At 46.7% G+C, this 23672-nt stretch carries 24 protein-coding genes; 16 read left to right on the forward strand and 8 right to left on the reverse strand.

Features of this window, described 5'->3' with window-relative positions:
* Nucleotides 1-3: 3 nt before the first annotated feature.
* Entirely contained in the window at nt 4-2166 is a 2163-nt protein-coding gene (locus QUA13_RS19950; protein ID WP_333201240.1) for a flavin-dependent dehydrogenase, read from the reverse strand.
* Between the two features lie 181 nt (nt 2167-2347).
* On the opposite strand from QUA13_RS19950, the gene QUA13_RS19955 reads away from it, so the two are divergent.
* Nucleotides 2348-2581: a hypothetical protein gene (locus tag QUA13_RS19955; RefSeq protein ID WP_333192700.1), complete on the forward strand. Its 234-nt coding sequence runs from the start codon at nt 2348-2350 to the stop codon at nt 2579-2581.
* A 185-nt stretch (nt 2582-2766) separates the two neighbouring features.
* The gene (locus tag QUA13_RS19960) at nt 2767-3699 is read left to right on the forward strand and encodes a DMT family transporter (RefSeq protein ID WP_333201242.1); all 933 of its coding nucleotides are present in this window, start codon (nt 2767-2769) and stop codon (nt 3697-3699) included.
* Nucleotides 3700-3732: 33 nt separating this feature from the next.
* Here the strand turns inward: QUA13_RS19960 and QUA13_RS19965 are convergent, their stop codons facing one another.
* Nucleotides 3733-4812 (reverse strand): M23 family metallopeptidase, encoded by a 1080-nt coding sequence (locus QUA13_RS19965; protein WP_333201244.1) that lies wholly within the window; start codon nt 4810-4812, stop codon nt 3733-3735.
* 160 nt (nt 4813-4972) lie between these two features.
* Between QUA13_RS19965 and QUA13_RS19970 the strand changes: the two genes are divergently transcribed.
* Nucleotides 4973-5674: a phosphatase PAP2 family protein gene (locus QUA13_RS19970; RefSeq protein WP_333201246.1), complete on the forward strand. Its 702-nt coding sequence runs from the start codon at nt 4973-4975 to the stop codon at nt 5672-5674.
* An 11-nt stretch (nt 5675-5685) separates the two neighbouring features.
* Here the strand turns inward: QUA13_RS19970 and QUA13_RS19975 are convergent, their stop codons facing one another.
* On the reverse strand, nt 5686-6570 hold the full coding sequence (locus tag QUA13_RS19975; protein ID WP_333201248.1) for an aspartoacylase: 885 nt from the start codon (nt 6568-6570) through the stop codon (nt 5686-5688).
* A 271-nt stretch (nt 6571-6841) separates the two neighbouring features.
* Here QUA13_RS19975 and QUA13_RS19980 point away from each other — a divergent pair, with 271 nt between their 5' ends.
* From QUA13_RS19980 to QUA13_RS20020, 9 genes are all read left to right on the forward strand, one after another.
* On the forward strand, nt 6842-7180 hold the full coding sequence (locus tag QUA13_RS19980) for a DUF433 domain-containing protein (protein WP_333201249.1): 339 nt from the start codon (nt 6842-6844) through the stop codon (nt 7178-7180).
* Between the two features lie 379 nt (nt 7181-7559).
* Nucleotides 7560-7715 carry a hypothetical protein gene (locus QUA13_RS19985; protein WP_333201252.1) on the forward strand — a complete coding sequence of 52 codons (156 nt, stop codon included), beginning with the start codon at nt 7560-7562 and terminating at the stop codon, nt 7713-7715.
* 37 nt (nt 7716-7752) lie between these two features.
* Nucleotides 7753-8073, forward strand: a complete 321-nt coding sequence (locus QUA13_RS19990) for a DUF433 domain-containing protein (protein ID WP_333201253.1) — start codon at nt 7753-7755, stop codon at nt 8071-8073.
* Between the two features lie 35 nt (nt 8074-8108).
* Complete coding sequence (locus QUA13_RS19995) at nt 8109-8321, forward strand: DUF5615 family PIN-like protein (RefSeq protein WP_333201278.1); 213 nt, start codon at nt 8109-8111, stop codon at nt 8319-8321.
* Between the two features lie 204 nt (nt 8322-8525).
* On the forward strand, nt 8526-12056 hold the full coding sequence (locus tag QUA13_RS20000; protein ID WP_333201256.1) for a leucine-rich repeat protein: 3531 nt from the start codon (nt 8526-8528) through the stop codon (nt 12054-12056).
* A gap of 66 nt (nt 12057-12122) precedes the next feature.
* On the forward strand, nt 12123-12635 hold the full coding sequence (locus QUA13_RS20005) for a dihydrofolate reductase family protein (protein ID WP_333201258.1): 513 nt from the start codon (nt 12123-12125) through the stop codon (nt 12633-12635).
* Nucleotides 12636-12701: 66 nt separating this feature from the next.
* Nucleotides 12702-13118: a XisH family protein gene (locus tag QUA13_RS20010; RefSeq protein WP_333201260.1), complete on the forward strand. Its 417-nt coding sequence runs from the start codon at nt 12702-12704 to the stop codon at nt 13116-13118.
* Nucleotides 13106-13441, forward strand: a complete 336-nt coding sequence (locus tag QUA13_RS20015; RefSeq protein WP_333201262.1) for a XisI protein — start codon at nt 13106-13108, stop codon at nt 13439-13441. The genes QUA13_RS20010 and QUA13_RS20015 overlap by 13 nt, the downstream gene beginning before the upstream one ends.
* A gap of 18 nt (nt 13442-13459) precedes the next feature.
* Nucleotides 13460-13756 (forward strand): hypothetical protein, encoded by a 297-nt coding sequence (locus QUA13_RS20020; protein WP_333201264.1) that lies wholly within the window; start codon nt 13460-13462, stop codon nt 13754-13756.
* An 84-nt stretch (nt 13757-13840) separates the two neighbouring features.
* Here the strand turns inward: QUA13_RS20020 and ileS are convergent, their stop codons facing one another.
* From ileS to QUA13_RS20035, 3 genes are all read right to left on the reverse strand, one after another.
* Nucleotides 13841-17431 carry an isoleucine--tRNA ligase gene (gene ileS, locus QUA13_RS20025; protein ID WP_333201266.1) on the reverse strand — a complete coding sequence of 1197 codons (3591 nt, stop codon included), beginning with the start codon at nt 17429-17431 and terminating at the stop codon, nt 13841-13843.
* Between the two features lie 265 nt (nt 17432-17696).
* Entirely contained in the window at nt 17697-17861 is a 165-nt protein-coding gene (locus QUA13_RS20030; protein ID WP_216670280.1) for a hypothetical protein, read from the reverse strand.
* Between the two features lie 163 nt (nt 17862-18024).
* Nucleotides 18025-18435: an Npun_F0494 family protein gene (locus QUA13_RS20035; protein WP_333201267.1), complete on the reverse strand. Its 411-nt coding sequence runs from the start codon at nt 18433-18435 to the stop codon at nt 18025-18027.
* A 241-nt stretch (nt 18436-18676) separates the two neighbouring features.
* Between QUA13_RS20035 and QUA13_RS20040 the strand changes: the two genes are divergently transcribed.
* Complete coding sequence (locus tag QUA13_RS20040; RefSeq protein ID WP_333201269.1) at nt 18677-20401, forward strand: tetratricopeptide repeat protein; 1725 nt, start codon at nt 18677-18679, stop codon at nt 20399-20401.
* 54 nt (nt 20402-20455) lie between these two features.
* Here the strand turns inward: QUA13_RS20040 and QUA13_RS20045 are convergent, their stop codons facing one another.
* Both QUA13_RS20045 and QUA13_RS20050 read right to left on the reverse strand, forming a co-directional pair.
* Nucleotides 20456-20695, reverse strand: coding sequence for a type II toxin-antitoxin system HicA family toxin (locus QUA13_RS20045; protein ID WP_333201271.1), 240 nt, complete (start codon nt 20693-20695; stop codon nt 20456-20458).
* The gene (locus QUA13_RS20050; protein ID WP_333201273.1) at nt 20688-20954 is read right to left on the reverse strand and encodes a type II toxin-antitoxin system HicB family antitoxin; all 267 of its coding nucleotides are present in this window, start codon (nt 20952-20954) and stop codon (nt 20688-20690) included. The genes QUA13_RS20045 and QUA13_RS20050 overlap by 8 nt, the downstream gene beginning before the upstream one ends.
* Before the next feature lie 156 nt (nt 20955-21110).
* Between QUA13_RS20050 and QUA13_RS20055 the strand changes: the two genes are divergently transcribed.
* From QUA13_RS20055 to QUA13_RS20065, 3 genes are all read left to right on the forward strand, one after another.
* Nucleotides 21111-22601 (forward strand): catalase, encoded by a 1491-nt coding sequence (locus QUA13_RS20055; RefSeq protein ID WP_333201274.1) that lies wholly within the window; start codon nt 21111-21113, stop codon nt 22599-22601.
* Nucleotides 22602-22784: 183 nt separating this feature from the next.
* Complete coding sequence (locus QUA13_RS20060; RefSeq protein WP_333201276.1) at nt 22785-22913, forward strand: hypothetical protein; 129 nt, start codon at nt 22785-22787, stop codon at nt 22911-22913.
* A gap of 47 nt (nt 22914-22960) precedes the next feature.
* Nucleotides 22961-23401, forward strand: coding sequence for a peroxiredoxin (locus tag QUA13_RS20065; protein ID WP_172192900.1), 441 nt, complete (start codon nt 22961-22963; stop codon nt 23399-23401).
* The last annotated feature ends 271 nt before the right edge of the window (nt 23402-23672 follow it).

The following is a 23672-nucleotide window of genomic DNA, read 5'->3' on the forward strand; positions in this document are numbered from 1 at the left end:
AACTCAAAACTCTTTTCTCCCCTTTCCCATGCCGTAGGTGAGAGCATAGCTGCTAGTCAACAGCCACAGCCAAACAGCAGGATACCGGGGTTCCAACCAAGGTTGTACCCTGCGCGCGAAGCTGGGAAGCCATCCGAACAGCCAACTGGCCAAAGCCAGTAGAGTAAAATTCAAGTAACTTCCCAGCCAGCGCCAAATATCCCCCAAACTGACAAAATCTAAAATCCACAGCAGGAGAGAAGGATTTTTTCCGGCTGCTTCGATCGCCAGTCGATTGAAAGTTAGCCAGTCGGTTTTGTCTTTGATAAAAGTTTCGGCTACGGCGAGTTTTTGCCCTGCCAAAATACCGAAAAAGGTATTGAGAATTGAATTAATTCTTTGGGGTGGCAAACTACGACCCGTGGGAACCATCATGCCTTTAGAAAACAGCCAAGTTACTGAAACATTGCTCTGGTAGGCGCGAATTTGGTTTAAGTGATTTGCAGTCAACAAATTGTGCTTTAATGCTGTATCCAAAAGGTCTGTTAAGCGGAAAAGATTGCGGACGAGGGAGCCGAAGCCGGTGAAAACGAGAGGAGATTGTAGGGATGCTGCATCGCCGATCGAGATTAGGCGATCGATCGCCACGGCTCGATCGCTGCTGTTGGCGCTAAAATGCCCGGGAATATAACCAAAGGTCGGCTTTTTCCACACCAATTTATCGACATCGCAGCGGCGGTATTCCGGTAAAATTGCGAAAAAATCCTCGTACATTTCCAGCAAAGAACCGGGATTCTCGGGATTTACGTGATGGTAGTGAAATAGATAAACTGTAAGTTCTCCGCCAGCGCCGGGAAATAACTCCCAAATGAGCTGGCGGCCGCGGGAAATGTCGCCGTGAGTGTAGAGCACATCCCCATACTCAGAATCCCAAACCCCAGGCTCAAATCCTCCGTCTATGACTGCTCCCACCGTCGGACAAACGCTCTCAAAAGCCCGCCCTCCGTTCAATTGCCAAGCGATGGGAGAAGCCGAACCCATGGCATCCACCAGCAGCCGTCCTAATGCAGTGCGATCGGCTTTGGTGGGCAAGTGGCGGCCCTGAAATACTACTTTTTCCGCTTCAACATCAGCTCTAATAAAATCCGTTTCATCCCATATTTCTCCGCCAGCTTCTGTTAGCTTAACTCCCGCCAAATAGAGAAGTTTTTCGCCGTCCAAAGCTACATTGAGCACCTTCGGCGTGTGCAGAACAGGTGCTTGAGCAACGGGCGGATTGTTAGCATCAAAAAACTTGTTGTAGCCATCTTTGTATTCTCGGGCAATCAAAGTTTCGATTTCCGCAGCAGTAAATAAACCCAAATCAATTAAGCTTTGAATTTCGTCGCGCGAAATATTCCACTCGCGATTCATCCGCCCGAAAGGCATTCGCTCAACTAGCAGCACTCGGTAGCCCAATCTCGCCATGACTGCGGCGTGAATCACTCCCAATGCCCCGCCAATATAAATTAAGTCATAAAAAGTATCGCCAGAATCGGACACCAAAATCGTGTCTTCTTCCTTCTTCCCTCTTCCTTCTTCCTTCTTCCCTCTTCCTTCTTCCCTCTTCCCTGTTCCCTCTTCCTTCAAAAACACTACTTGTTTTGGCGTTTGAGGATTGCGAGTGCCTTCGCGCCAACGCTGCTCCCACCAGTAGACGCGCTTGAGGTCGTATTCGCCTTCTGGCATTTTTTGGAAGTATTTGACTGTCAGGGGGTAATAGGGGGCAAGAGCGTCAAAAATTGACTGTTTGGAGAGGTCTATGACAGGGGGTTCCGGGTAGCGATCGGGAAACTTGTTTCTCACAGCAAGATTCAGAGCTTGCAGGAACTTTCTTTCTCCAACGGGCGCGTCTTCTAGACGAAAGACTTTTAAATAAGTTGTGCGCTGTACTGACCAGACAAAGAGGGAAAGTTCTGTCGATCGGGAATTGCCGTTTTGTGAATTGGTGTTACCGAAGGCGGGTTTTGGATTGGCATTTTGAGTTCCAGACAACACAACCTCGGCTGCTGTTGCGGTTGAGACCAGCCGAAAACCGTCAGGAGTAATAATTTTTTCTCCGATTCCGGGATCGAATTCGTGCTGCAACCAAGTGCAGACCGCTGCTGTATCCGGTGTCGGGACTTCTAGATAAAGAATTTCTTGCATGATTAGGGTCTCAATTCTGAATAAATTAATAAAGATGAGGGAGTTGACAAGGGAGCAAAGTAAGTTATACTCCCGAATACTTATTTAGTTTTAAATAAGTTTACAGTGTTCTCAGATTTTTAGCTGATTCGCCGGAAGCCCCACAGCGGCTGAACATCTACTCCCTTCGGTATGCAATCCTATGAATTATCCCATTCCTACGAATCCTCAAGAAATGATTGCTTTGCGACAGCAGCCGCTGAATGAAGAATTGGTGGCGTCGGCGATCGCGGGTGTGATTCAAATAGCTCGATCGCGATCTCAGTCTTTGGATGAGTTGAAGGCTGAGGTACTCGCCGACGACAATCTGCTCGATTTTGCTCAGAGGCTATGGCTGAGCGACATTGTGGCTCAAGCTTGGGACAATTTGCCCTAAATTGTCCACATCCAAAGCACCCTAATAATATTTTTTGAAGCTGCCAGGAACCAAACCCGCCAGCCAATACATTGACAATTAAATTATTCAGAACCCAACGCTACCAGGATTTACCAAATTTTAGAATAGCTTTTTTTGGAGGTGGCAACTAATTCGATCGCAGGCGAGAAAGAAAGCTCAAAATTATGCTGAAATCATTTTTTGCTACGCAAAAAGGTAAAGCTGCGATCGCGATGATTTTGTCAGCCGCTTTTTGGGGGCTGGGTTCTGTCCTCAGCAAAGGAATTTTAGAATATATTCCTCCTCTAAAATTGGTAGAAGTGCAATTGACCGCTAGCGTTACGCTTTTGTGGATCGTTACTCTCAGTCACCCTGGCAGCAAACGCGAATTACTGCCCGAATTATTTGACCGCCGACAGGCTTGGAAACTGCTATTTCTGGGATTGCCAGGATTGTTGGAACCCGGTTTCGGATATATTTTTTGTATGCTGGGACTGGCAAGGACGAGTGCCAGCAATGCAACTTTGATTGGTGCGATAGAACCTGCAATTGTTATTTCTATTGCTTGGATATTTCTGGGAGAATCGGTGGGATTTTCTTTGTTATGGCTTTCTAGTCTTAACATTATTGGTGCGATCTTGACAGTTGGATTTGACAGCAATTTAAATGCAAGTTCTCTAATAGGAGATTTGCTCGTAGTGGCGGGTACTGTTTGTGCTGCTGTGTATGCGGTGCTGTCGCGTAGGGGTGTACAGCAACTTTCGGCACTGCCTTTAACTGCGATTCAGCAGAGTTTTGGTTTGATGTTGGTGCTTGTGATTTGCTGGTTGGCATCAGGGGAAAGTACAGTGTTTTATTTTGCTGGAAGTCAGGCAATTTTGGGTTTGGCGATCGCCTCTGGAATTCTCCAGTACGCCGTGCCTTATTGGCTTTACCTTGTCGGGCTGAAAACTATTTCGGCAAGTATTGCTGCACAATTTTTAACGCTGATTCCGGTGTTTGGGACTGTCGGTGCTTATGTGTTTTTGGGCGAAAGGTTGACTTTGATGCAGGGTTTTGGCATGGCTTTGACTTTGACAGCAGTTTTTTTTATTGCTAGGTTGCGAAAAGATGAATAAGAACTGACATCAGAAGATCGTACAACTTGGCGACTAACGCAACTCTACTTCTCGCTTGACTTCTGCCAAAACTCGATCGCCCCGCGTCAACCGATATTCGGCCCGCCAAACTCCGGGAGTCAGAGGAGAATTTGTACTGTTTCTTTTGCCGACATAACCCAACCAAGTACGGCTGGGGGCTTTAATTTCATTGGTTTGATCGGCGATGGTTGTGCCGTTGGGGGCAAATAATTTGTATTGTTCCCGATCGCCCTTGAGCACTCCGTAACTTTGCACCCAAAACAACAAAGCAGGACTGTTTGCAGGGAGTTGAGTCTCTGAAAATTGTCCTTCCCAGACAGCGTTGATATCGGGTGGCTTATTGGCAAAACCGGCCCGAATTAAACCTGTGGAAATATAGTCTAGAGGTTTGTCCCAGATTGGATTGCGGGCGATGTTGCAGCCTACCTTCGCGTCGGGGCCGACAAACGGATCTACGGGTTTGCCTTGATAGCGAAAAGTTACGTGTACGTGGGGGAAAGATGCCATCCCAGAGTTTCCCACCATGCCCAAAACAGTGCCTTTTTCTACTTGCGTACCGGGTTTGACGGCAACGCTGCCTTTGCGGAGGTGGCAGTATTGGGCTTCCCAGCCTGCGCCGTGGTCGATTACCATGCCGTTGCCGCATTCTGTGCCTGCGATGTTGGCTTTGTCTGTATCGTTCAGTAAACGCCGATCGACCACACCATCTCGCGATCGCAAAACTTTGCCGGCTGCGGAGGCAATAACTGGCACTCCTTTTGCCATTGCTTTGGCGTCGGGAATCGCAAAGTCTGTACCGTCGTGCCCGTCGTAGGTTTGACGCCCGCAGCCAAAATCGACGGCAGTGGGGCCGGGTTCTCGATCGAAATACAGCAATACAAAACAGTCTTTGCCTAGGGTACAGCCGATCGGCTGACCGAATTGCGGGTTGTTCGGCTTTTGGGCGACTGCGGAAGAGACGAGACGCTGGGCGATCGTGTGGGCTTCGGCGATCGGGGCATTAACTCCGGTTGTGCTCGCACAGCTAGACAGACTTGTCAACCCCACGGTCAACAAAATTGCAGAAAGGTATTTTTTTGATAGTATAGTCATTCGCCCGTTGGATGTAAAAGCTGAGGTGGGTAGTGAAAAATCAATTAATGATTCAGAATAGAGGGGATTAAGAATCTAGACGATCGGTAAGGCTTTTTCGTTTCCTATATTTGTTGTATTATTTTGAGTTAGAAATTTAAAATTTTTAATTAATTCAAGAATGCGCTCTAAAATTCGATCGCTCATTTCGATAATTCGGCTAGCCGGGCTTGCTGTTGCTGCTTTGGCGATGTGGGGATTTGCCACCATTGCCGAAGAGGTGTTGGAAAAAGAAAGTTACGCTTTCGATACCTCTATTTTACTAGCTCTGAGGAAATTGCACACTCCGCTGGGCGATCAAATAATGCTGGGCTTTACCTTTTTGGGCGAGCCGAACTTGCTGCTAGTGATTTGTCTGATGTTGGGTATTGTTTTGCTAGCGCGCAATCACCGCTCGGAAGCTACAACTATTGCGTTCGCGGGTGGGGGGGCGATCGGTTTAAATTTACTGTTAAAAAAACTTTTTGCCCGCGCTCGACCTCAACTTTGGGAGCGCGTTGTTGATGTGAAATTTTACAGTTTCCCTAGCGGGCACGCGATGATTTCAATGGTTATTTACGGTTTGCTAGGATATTTTTTGGGTGAACGCTTTCCCAAGCAGCGCTGGTCGATTTACAGTTTGACAGTTGTATTAATTGCTGCTATTGGTTTGAGCCGACTTTACCTAGGAGTTCACTGGCCTACCGATGTTATTGCTGGTTATACGGCTGGTTTGGTGTGGCTGATTACCTGTATTATCACTTTGGAAATATGGAAGGAATTGCGTTCTTTGACTACGGCTTCTAAAGAGGAGTTTTTGTCACCTGAAAATTCTCAAGAATAATTTTAAAATTTCTACTCAAGACTGACTGTGAGCTTTTCGGTAAAACACATGGCAATTCCTTTTTCGTAGTAAGCAGCCTCGTTAATAAAAATGGGATAAACAGTTGATTTACCTTCATACAAGACCGACTCACCATCAAAGGTCAAAAACATCGGATCGCCGGGATTCAGGGCTTGATAATCTCTGGATTGCAGATGAGGATGAATCATTGCCTGAATTTCTCTGTTCTCGTTTCTGGGATAGTCGATCGCCCGAATGCTTTGATAAATAGTCAGGGGATTCTTTGCAGCAGGCATTGTGCCTTGATTGTAGGCTTCTACGCCGTCTAAAATTGTGCTAACAACTTGCTCAGTTTGCTGAAATAAAGACGCATCTAATACGCCTTGCGGCACTGCACCAACTTCCAGCGTACCGCCTAATTCGGAAAGCGATCGCAGCACAGGACTATCAGGATTGTTGGTTGTAGAAGCGAGTAGCTTGAGGTGGGGATGCACTGATGTTAAATAAGCTGCTAGTTGCAGGTTAAATGGATGATGGCTGGCGAGAATAAATGTTAGCCCCATGTTGGAGGTGGTGCTGTGCAAATCGATAATTACGTTGGGCAGATGAGTGTTTTTTGAGCTAAAAATGCCGTAGATTTCTTTCGCCCGCTGCGCTTCATAGCTGGAGATATCGGGATTTTCTAAATCTTGCTTTCTAAAGCAGCGGTTGAGGTCGATATCGACGTAGCGTGTCCCGATTTCGCAAGCTTTGGGATTGGCTAGCAGAGTCATAGTTTCAAAAGTCGATCGCCCAATTAACTCTGGCGCGCGATCGACTTTCTTCACAAGGTAAATTCCTGTGAGTTCGTTTCCGTGGGTTCCTCCCACTATGGCAACACGTTTAATTTGGTTCATAAACAAATAACTTCCTATCCCAAGCGTAGCACCATTTGTCATTAGTTGGTAAAAAACATGAGATTGAGGTTTATTATGTGTTTATATTTAGATTAGCTAAAGTTTAAGTAAGTACGTATCATACGCAGAACAGAGAAACTCGCTTTCTCTGGGTATTTATCGTCAGCAAACAAAAAAAATACGATCGCCACCGCGAACAAATCGATCGCATGATTGTTTCCGCTCAAACCGAATAGTAGAATAGTAGATAGCTAAAAGAGGGATTTTAGATATGGGACTGAATGAGTATTTTGATTTCTTAGCACCGGATGATATTCGCATTAAAGGACATCGCATCGGGATTGAGACGGTACTGTATGAGTATCTTTATCGGGAACGCACCCCAGAAGAAATTCAGCAACTCTATCCATCTCTAACTTTGGCAGAAGTTTATACCACTATTTTGTATTATTTACAGAATCAAGAATCAGTAAGTAGATATTTGCAAGATTGGTTGGAATGGTCGCATCAGCAGCGAAAGCTCCAAGTAGCAAATCCCCATCCGGCGACAGAAAGATTGCGAAAATTGAAAGCTGAACGGGAAAGACAATCTGTTATCCAGGGTGCTTGATCGAGGGCGCTTAAATATTTAAACGAATACCAAGACCAAATAATTCATCTCCCTTTAACATAAATCTACTAAACAAAAAATGTGTAGCCTTTTTCCTCTCCAGATTCCTCGCGGGCAGTAAGAAACCGGGTTTTTGCTCAGAAGACCCGTTACAGTCGTAGAAACAAAAAAAAACCCGGTTATGAAGGTTTTGATGCGTAGGCCACGGAGGACACGGCAATGCCGTTTCCCTACCCCAAAATAATCGACGATCGCCCTCCCTCGGATATAATCATCGCCAGATTAATTGTAGGGAAACGGCACTGCCGTGTCCTAATTCCCCCCCACCAAACGAAAAATCCTGTCACAATAAAATGAATCCTACCGAGAGACAAAGGATATGACGCGAGAGGAGTTGTTGCAGTTAATCGACAAAGCTGCGGATGAGGGCCAGACAGAATTGGATTTGGCAGGGTTCGAGGAATTGCCGCCACAGATTGGCAAGTGCGCTCTGCTTGAGAGGTTGGTGTTGGGGAATTTTGCTATGATAGTTTGAGCGATCGCACTATTATATATTCCGTAAATTACCAGCTATGAACATTCAGTTGGTTGACTCCTTAATTCAAGTCATTGAGTCGCTGACACCTGAAGAGAGTTTGCTGTTTCAAGAAAAACTCTCAGCTAGGGCGATTCAGAGTACGCCTGGAATCTGTGGAGGAAATGCCCGGATTCGCAACAGCCGCATTCCTGTTTGGACACTGGTTTCGCTTCACCAACAGGGGGCTGATGAGGCTGAGTTACTTCTGAATTATCCTGTCTTGGACGATCGCGATTTAGAGAATGCTTGGCGTTATTACGATCGCCATCACCAAGAAATCGATCGCATTATTGTTTCTCATCAAACCGATGATTGAAAGAGTGAGGCTGTATTAAGAGTGAAAATTTTCCGATCGCAATGGTCGAGCATTTGCGTAGCCTTGACTGTGATGTTTTAACTTCCTATGATGCTGGTCAAGCGAATCAAGGGATTCCTGATGACGAGGTTCTCCGATTTGCTACTGAACAAAATCGGGCGGTAATTAGCTTCAATCGCGATGATTTTGTGGCGCTACACCGTGGCGGTGAACATCATGGAGGAATTATTGTTTGTAAAGACGGTTGAGATTACCTGGAACAAGTTACTATTCTTCATGCCTATCTTCAGCAGGTTGATTCGTTGCTAGATCGCCTGATTCGCATCAAAAAGCAGAATCAGCCTGGGTTGAGTCATCCGGTTTTTGTGGTTCAAGAGTACGGGCGATAATTCCCCCCCACCAAGCAAAAAATCCTGTCACAATAAAATGAATCCTACCGAGAGACAAAGGGCATGACGCGAGAGGAAGCAGTGTGGCGAATTGACCAAGCAGCCGAGGAAAATTTGACGGAACTGGATTTGTCGGGGCTGGACTTGGAAGAATTGCCGGGGGAGATTGGCAAGTGCACGCAGCTTGAGACGTTGGTGTTGGGGAAGTGGGATGAGGAAAAAAGGAAATGGGTTGGAAATCAGCTAACTAAGTTTCCTGATGCTGTTCTTCAATTAACCAACTTAAAAATACTTTCGATTGCTAACAATCAGATTACCTCCATCCCAGAGGATATCGGGCAACTGTCGAATCTGACAGATCTTAACCTCAGTAACAATCAGATTACCTCCATCCCAGAGGATATCGGGCAACTGTCGAATCTGACAGATCTTAACCTCAGTAACAATCAGATTACCTCCATCCCAGAGGCGCTCGGGCAACTGTCGAATCTGACAGATCTTAACCTCCGTTGGAATCGGATTACCTCCATCCCAGAGGCGCTCGGCGAACTGTCGAATCTGACAGGGCTTGACCTCCATTGGAATCAGATTACCTCCATCCCAGAGGCGCTCGGGCAACTGTCGAATCTGACAGCGCTTGACCTCAGTGACAATCAGATTACCTCCATCCCAGAGGCGTTCGGCGAACTGTCGAATCTGACAGAGCTTTACCTTAGTGAGAATCAGATTACCTCCATCCCAGAGGCGTTCGGCGAACTGTCGAATCTGACAGAGCTTTACCTTAGTGACAATCAGATTACCTCCATCCCAGAGGCGCTCGGCAAACTGTCGAATCTGACAGAGCTTGACCTCATGAACAATCAGATTACCTCCATCCCAGAGGCGCTCGGCAAACTGTGGAATCTGAGAGGGCTTGACCTCAGTGACAATCAGATTACCTCCATCCCAGAAAAGCTCGGGCAACTGTGGAATCTGACACTGCTTGTCCTCTGCAGCAATCAGATTGCCTCCATCCCAGAGGAGCTCGGGCAACTGTCGAATCTGAGAGGGCTTGACCTCAGTGACAATCAGATTACCTCCATCCCAGAGGAGCTCGGGCAACTGTGGAATCTGAGAGGGCTTGACCTCAGTGACAATCAGATTACCTCCATCCCAGAGGAGCTCGGGCAACTGTCGAATCTGACAGCGCTTGACCTCAGTGACAATCAGATTACCTACATCCCAGAGGCGCTCGGGCAACTGTCGAATCTGACAGAGCTTGACCTCAGTGACAATCAGATTACCTTCATCCCAGAGGAGCTCGGGCAACTGTGGAATCTGACAGGGCTTAACCTCCGTGACAATCAGATTACCTCCATCCCAGAAAAGCTCGGGCAACTGTCGAATCTGACAGGGCTTGGCCTCAGTGACAATCAGATTACCTCCATCCCAGAAAAGCTCGGGCAACTGTCGAATCTGACACTGCTTGTCCTCAGAAACAATCAGATTGAAAAGATTCCTGAATGCTTAGAAACACTAGCAAAACTTGAAAAACTCGACCTCCGCGACAATCCCCTGCCCATTTCTCCAGAAGTTCTCGGCGACAAAGAAGATCCCGGTACTCCCGCCGCCATCTTCAACTACCTGCGCCAACTCCGCAGCGGCGAAGTTCTCCCCCTCAACGAAGCCAAAGTCCTCCTCGTCGGGCAAGGCAGCGTCGGCAAAACCTCCCTGATCAACCGCCTCACCGACAACAAATACAACCCCAACGAGCCCCAAACCGACGGACTCAACATCACAGACTGGAAAATTATAGTCAACACCAAACCCGTCAAACTCAACGTCTGGGACTTCGGCGGACAAGAAATCTACCACGCCACCCACCAATTTTTCCTTACCAAACGCAGCCTCTACCTCCTCGTGTGCAACTGCCGCACCAGCGAAGACGAAAACCGCCTCGAATACTGGCTGAAACTGATCGAAAGCTTCGGCGACGCCTCCCCCGTGATCATCGTCGGCAACAAGTGCGACGAACAACCCCTGGATCTCAACCGCAAAGCCTTGCGCGACAAATATCCCAACATCAAAGCGATTCTCGAAACCTCTTGCCAAAGCGGAACCGGCATCGACGAACTCCGCAGCGCCATCCACACGGAAATCTCCCAACTCAAAGAAGTCTACGATCTTTTGCCGCTAAGCTGGTTCCAAGTCAAGCAGCGCCTGGAAAACCTCGACAAAGACATCATCAGCATCAGCGAATACGCCAGTATCTGCGGCAAAGAAAACATCTGGGAAGAAACCGACAAAACCCAACTAATCGGACTGCTGCACAACCTGGGCATTGTCCTCAACTTCCGCGAACACCCGATCCTGCAATCCACCAACATCCTCAATCCCCACTGGGTGACTGAAGGCATCTATGGCCTCCTCAGCGACGAGGAACTCAAAGTCAAAACCAAAGGCATTCTCACCTACGCCGACCTCAGCCGCATCCTCGACTCAACTAAATATCCCAGCCACCGCTACGACTGCCTCACCGAGTTGATGGGCGAATTTGAACTCTGCTTCCCCGTCAGCAATTGCCCGCCGACTTTCCTCATCCCCGGCATCTTGCCCAAAGAACAACCGGAAAATACCAAACTCCAAGGCGAAACGCTGGAATTTCAATATCACTACCGCATCCTCCCCGACAGCATCCTCTCGCGCTTCATCGTCCTCATGCACGAGAAAATCCACAACTGCACCCACTGGCGCACGGGGGTTATGCTGGAGTACCGCGAAGGCGCTGAGGTGTACAACATCGCCCGGATCAAATCTGACCCGGAAGATAAGAAAATCTTTATTGCCGTTAGCGGGCGGGAATCGACGCGGCGTTCTTTCCTCAGCATGATTCGCGATACGTTTACCAAAATCCACAATTCTTTTGCCAATCTGGAAATCAGTCAATGGGTGCCGGTTCCAGGTTATCCCGATGCTGATCCGCTGGATTACGAGGAATTGCTAGGGCTGGAGGATATGGGCGAGAATACAGTGCGTGTCGGCAAACTTAAACTCAAACTCGATTTGCGGCCGTTGCTGGATGGGTATGAGTCGATCGAACTTCGGCGCAGAAGGCTTAGGGGCGATGACAAATACGGAAGAGAATATGACGACCTTGTAGATATCGCTAAACGACTCGCTAGCAAACCCACTAATATTACAGCCGAAGCAAAAGTTATGACTGAAAACTCTTCCAAAACCAACAACTTCAATGGCCCGATGTCCGGTGTTATAGGCAGCGACTACGCGCAAGTTAGTAATAATGAATTCAAGCAAATCAATAATGCCAATACTGCGGAAATTCTCCAATTAATCTCATCAATGCGTGAAACCGCGACCCAGTTTCCCGAAGACATCCGCGAGGGGATAATTATTGATATTGAAGATGTCGAGGCGGAAATTAAGAAACCGGAGAACCAATGGAATAAAACCAGATTAAAGAAAAGCTTAACAGCTATTTTAGCGGCGGGTACTGCGATCGCAATTCCGATCGCAGGCATGACTGATTTTGCTGATAAGGCGATCGACCTCGGTCAAAAAGTGGGTATCGAACTCAAGTTACCGTCAGGACGCTAAATCATTTAAAATTAAGGTGACTGGGGCGATATTCGCCCCAATAGCCCCAAAAACCTCGGTGTTGCCATGCGAAAGATTGTACTATACATTGCATCTAGTTTGGACGGTTATATCGCGCGATCGAATGGCGATATTGACTGGCTGTTTACAGACCAAAATTACGGTTATACTAAATTCTTAGATAGCATCGATACGGTTCTCATGGGTCGAAAAACTTACGAACAAGTTCTAACTTTTGGCGAGTATCCGTACCAGGAAAAAAAGAGTTATGTTTTTACTAAAAATCTCGATTTTAAAGCGACTTCTGATGTCGAAGTGGTAACAGATTTAGAGAAATTTGTCAATGATTTGCGCTTGCTTGAGGGTCAGAATATTTGGCTGGTGGGAGGTTCTCTACTGATTCGTGATTTCCTGAATCAAAACTTTGTCAACGAAGTGATTCTCTCGGTGCACCCGATTATTTTAGGCGAGGGAATTCCTTTATTTACTAATCCCATAAATACTACAGCTTTGCAGTTAACGGGATGTCAGACATACAGTTCTGGTATGGTTCAGCTATCTTACGATGTCGCCACTTGAGGGCGATCGCGGCAGCTTGCGCGCTTTGGCTGCTTAAGATAGATATAGAAGCTGTATGAGGGAGAAATGGCTGCTAGAGATTTATTTCACGATGCTGTAAAAAAAGCGCTTCAGAAGGAGGAGTGGGAAATCACCGCAGATCCGCTGATCGTCAAAATTCAGGGTGTTAAGTTTGAGATTGATTTAGCCGCAGAGAAGATTTTGGCGGCGGAAAAATTAGGGCAAAAAATTGCTGTTGAAATTAAAAGCTTTCTCAACAACTCTGCAATTACTGACTTTCATCTCGCCTTGGGTCAATTTTTGAATTATCGGCTTGCCTTACAAATCAAAGAACCGGACAGAACACTGTATCTAGCAGTACCCTTTGATACTTTTGACTCGTTTTTTCAAGAGCCATTTATACAAGAAGCGGTCAATGTGTATCAACTTAAACTCGTCGTTTACGATCCGCAAAAGGAGGTAATTGTGGAATGGAAAGAGTAGAGCATTACCGCCAGTGTATCCGCAAATTGCTAACTCAACAAGCAACGAGAGAAAATCCTAATCCAGACGTTGAATGCCAGCTTGTTTTTGATTGGGAACATGACCACTATCAGTTATTAGATGTTGGCTGGGAGGGACTAAAGCGGATATACAACTGTTTCATTCATTTGGATATTAAGGATAGCAAAATTTGGATTCAGCGCAATATGACAGAAGTGGATATTGCACGGGAATTTGTGGAGATGGGAGTGTCTGAGGATGATATTGTGTTGGGGTTGCATCCACCTTACAAGCGTCCGCATACTGGGTTCGGAGTAGCGTAAAGGAAAAGGCGATCGCAGATGATGAAATGTGTTTGCTACTTTTTGTTATTAATATTTTTTTTCTGGGTCGCGCTTCCTGCTGAAGCCTCTGTATGCCGCCACGATCGAGGACGCGAGATTTGCATTGTCGATATCAAACGCAGCGCAAAAAATTATTGGGAATACAGGGTAATTCTCAGTGTTGACGGAGTGAAAAAGCCTCTAGAAGTCTACAATTGCCGCGATCGCACTACAGTTAAGAAAGATGGAACAGTTTTGGCGTTTGGAGAAAACAACCCTGGTGAAATCGTCTGCCGTTTTTTTAATCAGAAATAACTAAATGAAGTTATTGTAAGGTGCGCTTCGGGCTGAATGTGGCAACCACAAACTCAAGAATTTTTCCCGAAGCGCACCCTACGGTTAGAATTTGCCGTCTACTGCTGACACGCAGCGTTCGCAAATTAGCGGATGTTCGATCGACTCTCCGACGTGAGTAGAGTAGTTCCAGCAACGATCGCACTTTTCGCCGTCTGCTTTAACTACACCAATCGCCAACTCTGGAGACTGATAACTGTACGGCAATTCTTGCAGAATTGCATTCGATTCTACCAGTTCCACTTCCGAAGTAATGAACAAATACCGCAGTTCGTCTACACCCTTGCCGGTCATTGTAGAATCCTGCGTTACAGCTATTTCAGCAGGAATTTCTGGTTTGGGCTCGATCGCAACTAATTCTGCTGTCGGGATTTCAGGTGTTTCTACAAACACTTTTTCGGCTGGGGCTGTTTGTGCGATCGCCTGTGTTTCTACAAGCACAAGCGCTGTATCCAATGCCGGTGCGAGTACCATCGCCTTTGTTTCTGCAAGCACAAGCGCTGTTGTCCGCCCTACCACATCTGCTGTCAGCGAATCAATTTGTTCTGCAATTTCTTGACGGTTGGCGGCAAACAACAAGTGACGGAAAGCAAACCAGATTGTAAATAAGATGCCGATGATTTCCAGTAGGCTTCCCAATACCGGAATCTGATTCATCGTATCCAAAATCGCCAGCGTTACTCTGCCAGTTATCAACACAGAGGCTAACAGCCCAAGTGTTACCAAAACTTTTTGGTATTCTGTAAAAAAGTTGCCCGCGTATTCAGGCAGATCCGCCACAAACTGGACGCTTCGATCTAAGATTTGCTGCCAATCTAAAGCCGACGGTTCAGGGGCAGAATACTGTACGATCGCAGAAGATCGATCGCTCTTTTCTGCGATCGTTTGCGCCTCAACATAAACTGTGTTTTCTGTCAAGACTTTGGCAACTTTTGCCGCTTGTTCTTCCTGTTTATCTTGTGCTGCTTTTGCTTTCTCCTCTGCGGCTAACTCAATGACTGAATTTTGCGATCGGACATAATCCACCAATTCTTCGCTGCTGGGATTCAAAGCTTGCAATTGCTGCCTTTTCTCAACATCGGGAACGTACACCAAAACCTTAGCTTCCAAAGAAGAACCGATCGCCTTTTCAATCCGGGCTTTTTCCAAAACCTTGTTAACTTCGCCGCGCACTTGTCGCAAATACTGCCAGCGAGTAGCCAATTCTGGATTGTGCCATTTTGCATCAATTTGCACCCAGCCGGCTTCAAACACGGACTTGTACGGAGTCGGATAGGGAAGGTACTGCCAAATATCCTCGGCCATGTGACACAAAACAGGTGCGATCGCCCTTGCCAAATTCTCCACAGCAATTGCAATCACCGTCTGACAACTGCGGCGCCGAAGGGTATCTGTCGCGCTGATGTAAAGTCTGTCTTTGGCAATATCCAAGTAAAAATTAGACAAATCCACCGTGCAGAAATTCTGCACAGTTTGGAAAAATCTGGAAAATTGGAAGCTTTCAAAAGCATCTTGGACTTCCGCAAATACTTCGCCCATTCTATGCAGCATATAGCGGTCTAGTTCCGGCAATTCCTCGTAAGCAACGGCATCTTTTGCCGGATCGAAGTCGTGCAAATTGCCCAGCAAAAACTTAGCGGTATTGCGAATTTTGCGGTAAACATCCGACTGCTGTTTGAGAATATTTTTGCCCAAAGGCACATCTGCCGAGTAGTCTACCGAAGACACCCACAACCGCAAAACATCGGCTCCATATTCCTTAATTACGACTGCCGGATCGACGACATTTCCTTCAGATTTGCTCATCTTGCGGCCTTTTTCATCCAGCACAAAACCGTGAGTCAAAACTGTTTTGTAAGGAGCAACGCCGTTAGTTGCTACACTGGTCAGCAAGCTGGATTGAAACCAGCCGCGGTGTTGGTCTGAACCTTCCAAATAGATATCAGCAGGATAGTTTAATTCCGATCGACCTTTGGCAACTGCGGCCCAAGAAGAACCCGAGTCAAACCACACATCCATCGTGTCGGTTCCCTTGCGGTAAGTGCGGCCGTTATTGCGGTAAGATTCCGGCAGCAATTCATCGATCGACAATTCCCACCAAGCATCCGAACCTTTCTCGGCAAAGATGGCTTGCACGTGGGCGATCGTTTCTTCATTTAACAGCGGTTCGTTGGTTTCTTCGTCGTAGAATACGGGAATGGGAACGCCCCAAGTCCGCTGGCGAGAGATACACCAATCCGATCGATCGCTAACCATTGCCGTGATTCTATTTTCCCCTTGGGCGGGAATCCAATTCACACCGGCGATCGCTTTTAAGGCTTCATCTCGGAACCCTTCAACGGAGGCAAACCACTGTTCCGTCGCCCGAAAAATAGTCGGCTTTTTCGTGCGCCAATCGTAAGGATAAGAGTGAGCGTAACTTTCCTCTTTAATCAAACAATTTGCTTCGGCAAGGGCATCAATCACTGCGGCATTACCGTTTCCTAGGACATTTAAACCTGCGAACTGTCCGGCTTCTGCGGTGAAATTTCCGTTTTCGTCTACGGGCGTTAAAACTGGCAAACCGCAGCGTTTTCCGACGATAAAGTCTTCTTGTCCGTGGCCGGGTGCAGTGTGCACCAATCCTGTCCCTGAATCAGCGGTAATGTAGTCGCCGCCGGCAACAATTGGACTTTCGCGATCGAACAGCGGGTGTTTGTAGATGCAGCCTTCTAATTCTTTACCTGAGAAGGTGGCAAGTATTTTTAATTGAGTGTTAAAAGTTGCCGACAGCCGATCGACCGCATCGACAGCTACTAACATAAATTGTTGTGCGATGTGGGAATTTGCCGGCGGTTCCACCACCGCATAAGTCAATTCGGGATTAACTGCGATCGCCAAGTTTGCCGGAATTGTCCAGGGAGTAGTCGTCCAAATCGCCGCCCAGAGGCTCGGCATATAGCGCTTGAGCTTCTGTTGCAAAGATTTTGACAATTTTTTCACGTGGAAGCCGACGTAGATGCTGCGCGACGTGTGGCCTTCGGGATATTCCAGTTCCGCTTCGGCGAGGGCTGTTTTCGAGCTCGGGCTCCAGTGAACGGGTTTGAAGCCGCGGTAGATGTAGCCTTTGAGCACCATTTGACCGAAAACGCCGATTTGGGCGGCTTCGTATTCGGGTTTCAGAGTTAAATACGGGTGTTCCCAGTCGCCCCAAACGCCGTAGCGCTGGAAGGATTCGCGCTGCTGTTCCATTGTTTGCTGGGCGAAGGCGGAAGCTTTGCGGCGGAGTTCGATCGGGGTAAGATTTAGCCGCTCCTCCGATTTCATGTTCTGCAATACTTTAAGTTCGATCGGCAATCCGTGACAATCCCAACCGGGCACGTAGCGGACTTTTTTGCCGCGCAGCATTTGGTAGCGGTTGATAAAGTCTTTGAGGATTTTGTTGAGGGCGTGGCCGATGTGGAGTTGTCCGTTGGCGTAGGGCGGGCCGTCGTGGAGGACGAATATGTCGCCTGGGTTATTTTCCGAGAGGCGATCGTAGATTTCTCGATCTGTCCAAAATTGTTGCAATTCTGGTTCGCGCTTGGTGGCGTTGGCGCGCATATCAAACTTGGTTTTGGGCAGGTTTACCGTGTCTTTGTAAGATTTAGCTTCCATTTTTGACAAACTTTTTATGTAGTTAGTTGTTAGTAGTTAGCGGTTATTTGAGAGATGATATCAAGTCCGGTTAAATAATCATAATTAAGTTTGTAGTGACAACTTTAGTCCTCTCTCGTCCTTGAAGAGCTGACAGCCAGATATTCTAGTATAAGCGATCGACCGCACATTCGATCGGAGCAAATCCGTAGGGTGAGCTCTCTTCTCCCTCCTCCGCGCCCTCTGCGCCCTCTGCGGTTAAATACATTCATAAATCTAGGTGGCGCTACTCAGTCAGCCAACTGAACATTTCACCGACGGTGAGATTGAAGGACTCGGCAAAGGTTGGAACGGGGATGCGATCGCCCGGTTCTTCAAAAACTGCTATGGTGCGATCGCGGTCTAACTCGTTTGACGGCGAGTCCGACAGGGATTGAAATCCCTGTCTCATAGCGCAAGTCCTCTGCAAGAGGACTGAGGAGGTTGATTAACGTGCAATGCGAAACTCAACATCGAGTTAAATTGAGACTTGCAGTCGGTTTTAACCGACTTTTGCTATGAGACAGGGAATTGATTCCCTGTCGGACTGTCGGACTAGCGCCAGTAAAAAGCCCTCAGAGAAATAGTCCCAACCCGCGGCTAACGGCATTTCCCATGCGATCGCACAATGACGCGGCCGGCACTCCCTGTCCTTGCTGTTCCCATTTTTCCACGAGTTGGCGGCCCAGGGGTGTGAGGCGAAAACTGTCGGTAATGCCTTGTCCGTCTACTTCCCGCCGCAACACGCCGACTTGAATCAGCCACAGCAGGGAGTTTTCGGCTACGAGTTCGGATACGGGCGATCGGGTGTAGCCGCTTTCGACACCCGCGTTTGAGGCGATCGCACTTAGGAAAACACTGTTATCGCGGATTGTCTGGAAGAAGTGTAATAGAAAAGGGGAACAGCGGACGGCGCGATCGGCTCTTTTGACAGTGCGGCCGGGATAACTAATAGATTTAAACGCTTCAGATGGAATAAAAGTCATTGAGAGAAACTGGAAATAGGTACTATATTTTTATTGTTACAGATTTATAGTCAAAGTGCAGTTGTGAAAAATTTACTAAAGTTATGGGTTTGAACAAAAATGTTTTTAGGCATAAACTTTTCTGAGTTCATAAATGTGTGAGGCTGCTGCATTTTCAATCACCCGGTTTAGAGAAACCCTGGCTGGTAGCTTGAGAGAAGAAGTAGAATGGACTTAACTGCGTTGGAGAGGAAGAAAGATTATGCCTTTACCGAAAGTGCCTCAAAAATTCTTGCCCAAGTTAACCTCAGTTTTTTTATTGTTATACGTGGCGGCAACACTGCCGTTGCTTGCCAATCGCCTCACTTCTTTTGCTTATATTGTTCAAGCGGTTGTGCAGAAAAAACAAAATGCAGAAAATGAAGCAACAGAGAGTTTGAGGCAGGCGATTCAACCTAATTTTTGGGATGCGAGTATTTACCAAACTCTCGGCTTTCACTTAAGCGATCGGGGAAAACCAGAGGAAGCGATCGCAGCTTACCGCCAAGCCGTCCAAATAGATCCAAACTTTGCCGCAGCTTATGAAAATCTGGGTGGTGCGCTGTTTTTGCAAGGCAAACCAGATGAAGCAATCGCAGCTTACCGCCAAGCCATTCAAATAGATCCAAACTTTGCCGAAGCTTATAAAAATCTGGGTGGTGCGCTGTTTTTGCAAGGCAAATTAGATGAAGAGATCGCAACTTACCGCCAAGCCATCAAAGTTAACCCTCAGTGGGTTTGGGCTTACAACAAACTTGGTAATACGCTGTTCTACCAAGGCAAGCAAAAAGAAGCGATCGCAGTTTACCGCCAAGCCATCCAAATAAATCGCAATGATGCCAAAGCTTATAAAAATTTAGGTTGGGCTTTACAGCAACAGGGGAGATTAGATGAGGCGATCGCAGCTTACCACCAAGCCATCCAAATAGATCCAAACTATGCCGAAGCTTATAACAATCTGGGTAATGCGCTGTTCAACCAAGGCCAACCACAGGAAGCGATATCCGCTTACCGCCAAGCCATCCAAATAGATCCAAACGATGCCGAAGCTTACAAAAATTTAGGTTGGATTTTACATGAACAGGGAAGATTAGACGAGGCGATCTCCGCTTACCGCCAAGCTATTCAACTCAACCTCAAACATACCCAAGCTGACAACAATTTCGCCAAGAGGATAAGTGCATCACTCCAAAATATTAGGGTTAATTTATTACTCAAAGAAACCGAGCGGCTCTTAGCTATGCGGAAAAATCCGCAATTTCCCGAAATTCTAGAGCGATTGCCCAGTTTACAAGATGAACCTTTAGTTTCATTAAAGCGGTCTGTTGTTCGAGTTATTATTAAAAATTCTCCCGAGTTACAGTCGGTTACTGGTTGGGTAGTAAAACGGCAGGGAAACAAAGCTTGGATTGTGACCAAGCGCTTTGTGAAAACGACTGACAAAACTCAGCTCCAGAGTGTTCCAGAAATCGAAGTTGAATTTTATAGTAAACCGACATCTGGCGAATTCCGCAAGCGGAAACCCGCTCAGATTGCTAAAAATACTGCTGCCTCTGACAAGCTAGATTTAGCTTTACTTGAAGTCACGAACATTCCGAAGGATATTAAGCCTTTAGCCAGATCCTCAGCCTCTGTTCCCCTCAACTCACCTACCCACATTATTGGATATTCTGACGACACCAATGATGATTGGACAGTTGCAACAGGAAAAGTCATCAACAAGAGCGATCGAGAGTTACAAATATCTGCAATTTCAGTTATAGTTAATGCTGGCAGTCCCGTATTAGATCGGCAAAATCGCGTTGTTGCCATTGGGCAGGGAGGTCGTTATAACATTAGCATTACTACACAGAATCAAGAGCCTGTTCGACGACCTGCTACTGATACTGCTCTTGCTTTTCCTATCCAATCAGTTACAACACAACTGAAAGATTGGGGTATTGATTAGGCAATTGCTGTACAGTAAAATTGCTAATTCAATTGCTGAATAATCAAGGCGGACTTAACTAATCATCCCCTCAATTTCTGGATCTGTAAACCCAAATTGCCTGAAAATCCGTAACACATAAGCTGGTGACATTTCCCCAGCACCCATATCAATTGGAACAATCCTTTTTCTGCCTTCAATTTCACGCATATACAAACAATGATCTCCTTTACCCTCTCGGTAAAATTGACATCCGTTTTTTTCTAAAATCTTAATTAATGCTTTAGGTTTTAAAGATGGAAGGTTTTTAGGCATAAACTTTTCTTAGTTCATAAGTGTCTGAGGCTTCTGCATCTTCTAAAGTCAGAAATTCGTGTAATTCATTAATAGAAAGAGGACTGAGATAAACATCAGGCTCTGATTCATAAACTTCGGAGAATGACTCAATAGCTTGTTTGAGTTTATCAATAGATTGTTCGGGAGTATTTCCTTGTCCCACCAATCCATTTTCTAAACACAAAGAAACCCAATAATCAGCACTTTTTCGGATAATCACAGTGTAGAAATCAATCATATTTTATTGAGAACTTAGTTTTAATTGACTCATGAAATTTTGAAAACACACTAATAATTTAACACACAGTCGCCGATCTGAGAATTACCACCGCAGAAACACCTGGGCCCCAGAAAGGTATAGAATACTTAGGATAGAGCAATAAATTTACCCACTATGACAGAACACAAAACATTGACAACGGCTGACGGAATTCCGGTTGCAGATAACCAGAATTCCTTGACTGCGGGTGAACGCGGGCCTATCCTCATGCAGGATTTTCACCTGATGGAAAAACTGGCTCACTTCAACCGGGAACGAATTCCTGAACGCGTTGTCCATGCAAAAGGAGCCGCTGCATTTGGCACGTTTACCGTCACCCATGACATTACTCGCTACACCAAAGCTCAGCTATTTTCAGAAATTGGCAAAGAAACTCAGGTTCTTCTCCGCTTCTCTACCGTAGGTGGCGAACAAGGTTCAGCGGATGCCGAACGCGACCCCAGAGGTTTTTCGATGAAGTTCTACACCGAAGAAGGCAACTGGGATTTAGTAGGCAATAACACCCCTGTTTTCTTCATCCGCGATCCGCTCAAATTCCCTGATTTGATCCACACGCAAAAGCGCCATCCCCAAACGCATCTCAAAGATCCTGACGCGAAGTGGGATTTCTGGTCGCTGAGTCCAGAAGCTTTGCATCAGGTGACAATTCTGTTTTCCGATCGCGGTACGCCGAAAAACCACCGCCACATGGACGGTTTTGGCAGCCATACATTCAGCCTAATCAACGATCGAGGAGAACGGGTTTGGTGCAAATTCCACTTCAAAACCATGCAAGGTATTGATAATTTCACCGCCGAAGAAGCGACGCAGATCAAAGGCGTAGACCCCGATCATGCGACTCGCGACTTGTTTGAGGCGATCGACCAAGGTAATTATCCCAAATGGCGGTTTTGCATTCAAGTAATGACTGAGGCCCAAGCCGCAGAGTATCGCGAAAACCCCTTTGACTTGACGAAAGTGTGGAAGCATTCAGAGTTTCCGTTAATTGACGTGGGAATTCTTGAACTCAATCGCAATCCACAAAACTTTTTTGCTGAGGTAGAACAGGCGGCATTTTCTCCTTCTAATGTCGTTCCAGGTATTAGCTTCTCTCCAGACAAAGTGCTGCAATCTCGCATCATGTCTTATCCAGATGCTCAACGCTACCGTCTCGGTGCAAACTATCAGCAATTGCCCGTCAATCAACCAAAGTGTCCGGTGATGCACTATCAACGGGATGGCGCAATGGCACCGGGTAACAACGGTGGTAGCGGGCCCAACTACGAACCCAACAGCCACGAGGATGCGCCGAAGCAAAACTCGGTCTATGCTGACCCAGCTTGGGACTTAGGAAATGTCAAAGTCGATCGCTACGATCACCGTAAGGGCAATGACGATTACACCCAAGCAGGAGACCTCTATCGCTTGATGAAACCCGACGCACAGCAGCGGCTTGTCGCTAACATTGTGGAAAGTTTGAGTGCAGCAAAACCGGAGATTCAGATGCGCCAACTGTGCCATTTCTTCCGCGCCGATCCTAATTACGGCCGCCAAGTCGCAGAAGGTTTAGGAATTGCGATCGATCCGTCTATGATGCCCGCTGCTGCTCAATCGGTTGGTGTGTAGAACCGGCGAACATTCAATTAGACATCTGCTAAAAAGCAGATGTCTATTCTCACATCTTGCAGTATTATCGCTGAACAGGCAAGATGCCTGTTCCACAAGAAAATCTACTCTTTGTGGAACAGGCATCTTGCCTGTTCAAAAAAGGATTATTGACAATGGTGCCAAGATCTCAGTATTGAAACTATGCGTGTAACAGGCACTCTTAGCCCGCGTCTGAGATGCAAGTTAAATGCAGTAAAGCTTAACGTCATGGAGTTGGGGGCGATCGCGATTTTTAACAAAGGTCTCTTGCAAAGCGACAGAACCAACTAAAATAAGTTGAGGAACTGCAAGAAAAACCAAACAAGGGAAACAAAACTATGACTTTACCAGTTGGGTGCGCTGCCCCTCAGTTTACCGCCAAAGACACAAACGGCAACACAGTCTCCCTGTCCCAATTCGCCGGTAAAACCGTAATCTTGTATTTCTACCCCAAAGATGACACCCCCGGCTGCACCAGACAAGCCCAAAGCTTCAAAGCAGCCCATGAAGAATACAAGGGCAAAGATATAGTAGTTCTCGGTGTCAGCCGAGACAACGAGGAATCGCACCAAAAGTTCACAGAGAAATACGGTTTGCCTTTCCAGCTATTAGCAGATGTTGATGGCACGATTACCAAAGCTTACGATGTCGAGAAAGGCGATTATGCCAAGCGCGTTACTTTCGTCATCGACGGTACCGGCAAAATCATTCAAGTTTATGAGGGCGAAACCATGAAAGTTGACACTCACGCTCAAGATATTCTTGTCACCATAGTTTAGTCGAAGTTTAGCCGATCGCACTAACCTTCCTGGACGCACCAAACGGCTAAAAACCCGGTTTCTTCCTAGATGCCTCGTTGCTATAGGCAATATTCTCCTAGAAACCGGGTTTTTTTAGTAAGTTCTGACCGAAAGCATCCAGGATACAAGCCCCCGGATTCATCCGTGGGGTCAATTCTAAAATCTAAAATCTAAAATCAACAGTCCGGACAGTTTTTTGGGGTGAGTGGCGAGGAAAGCTATCCAAGGCTTAAAGTACAGTCATACATAA

Origin of the sequence: Microcoleus sp. S28C3 (assembly GCF_036700785.1) — a bacterium.
Classification (GTDB): Bacteria; Cyanobacteriota; Cyanobacteriia; order Cyanobacteriales; family Microcoleaceae; genus Microcoleus; species Microcoleus asticus.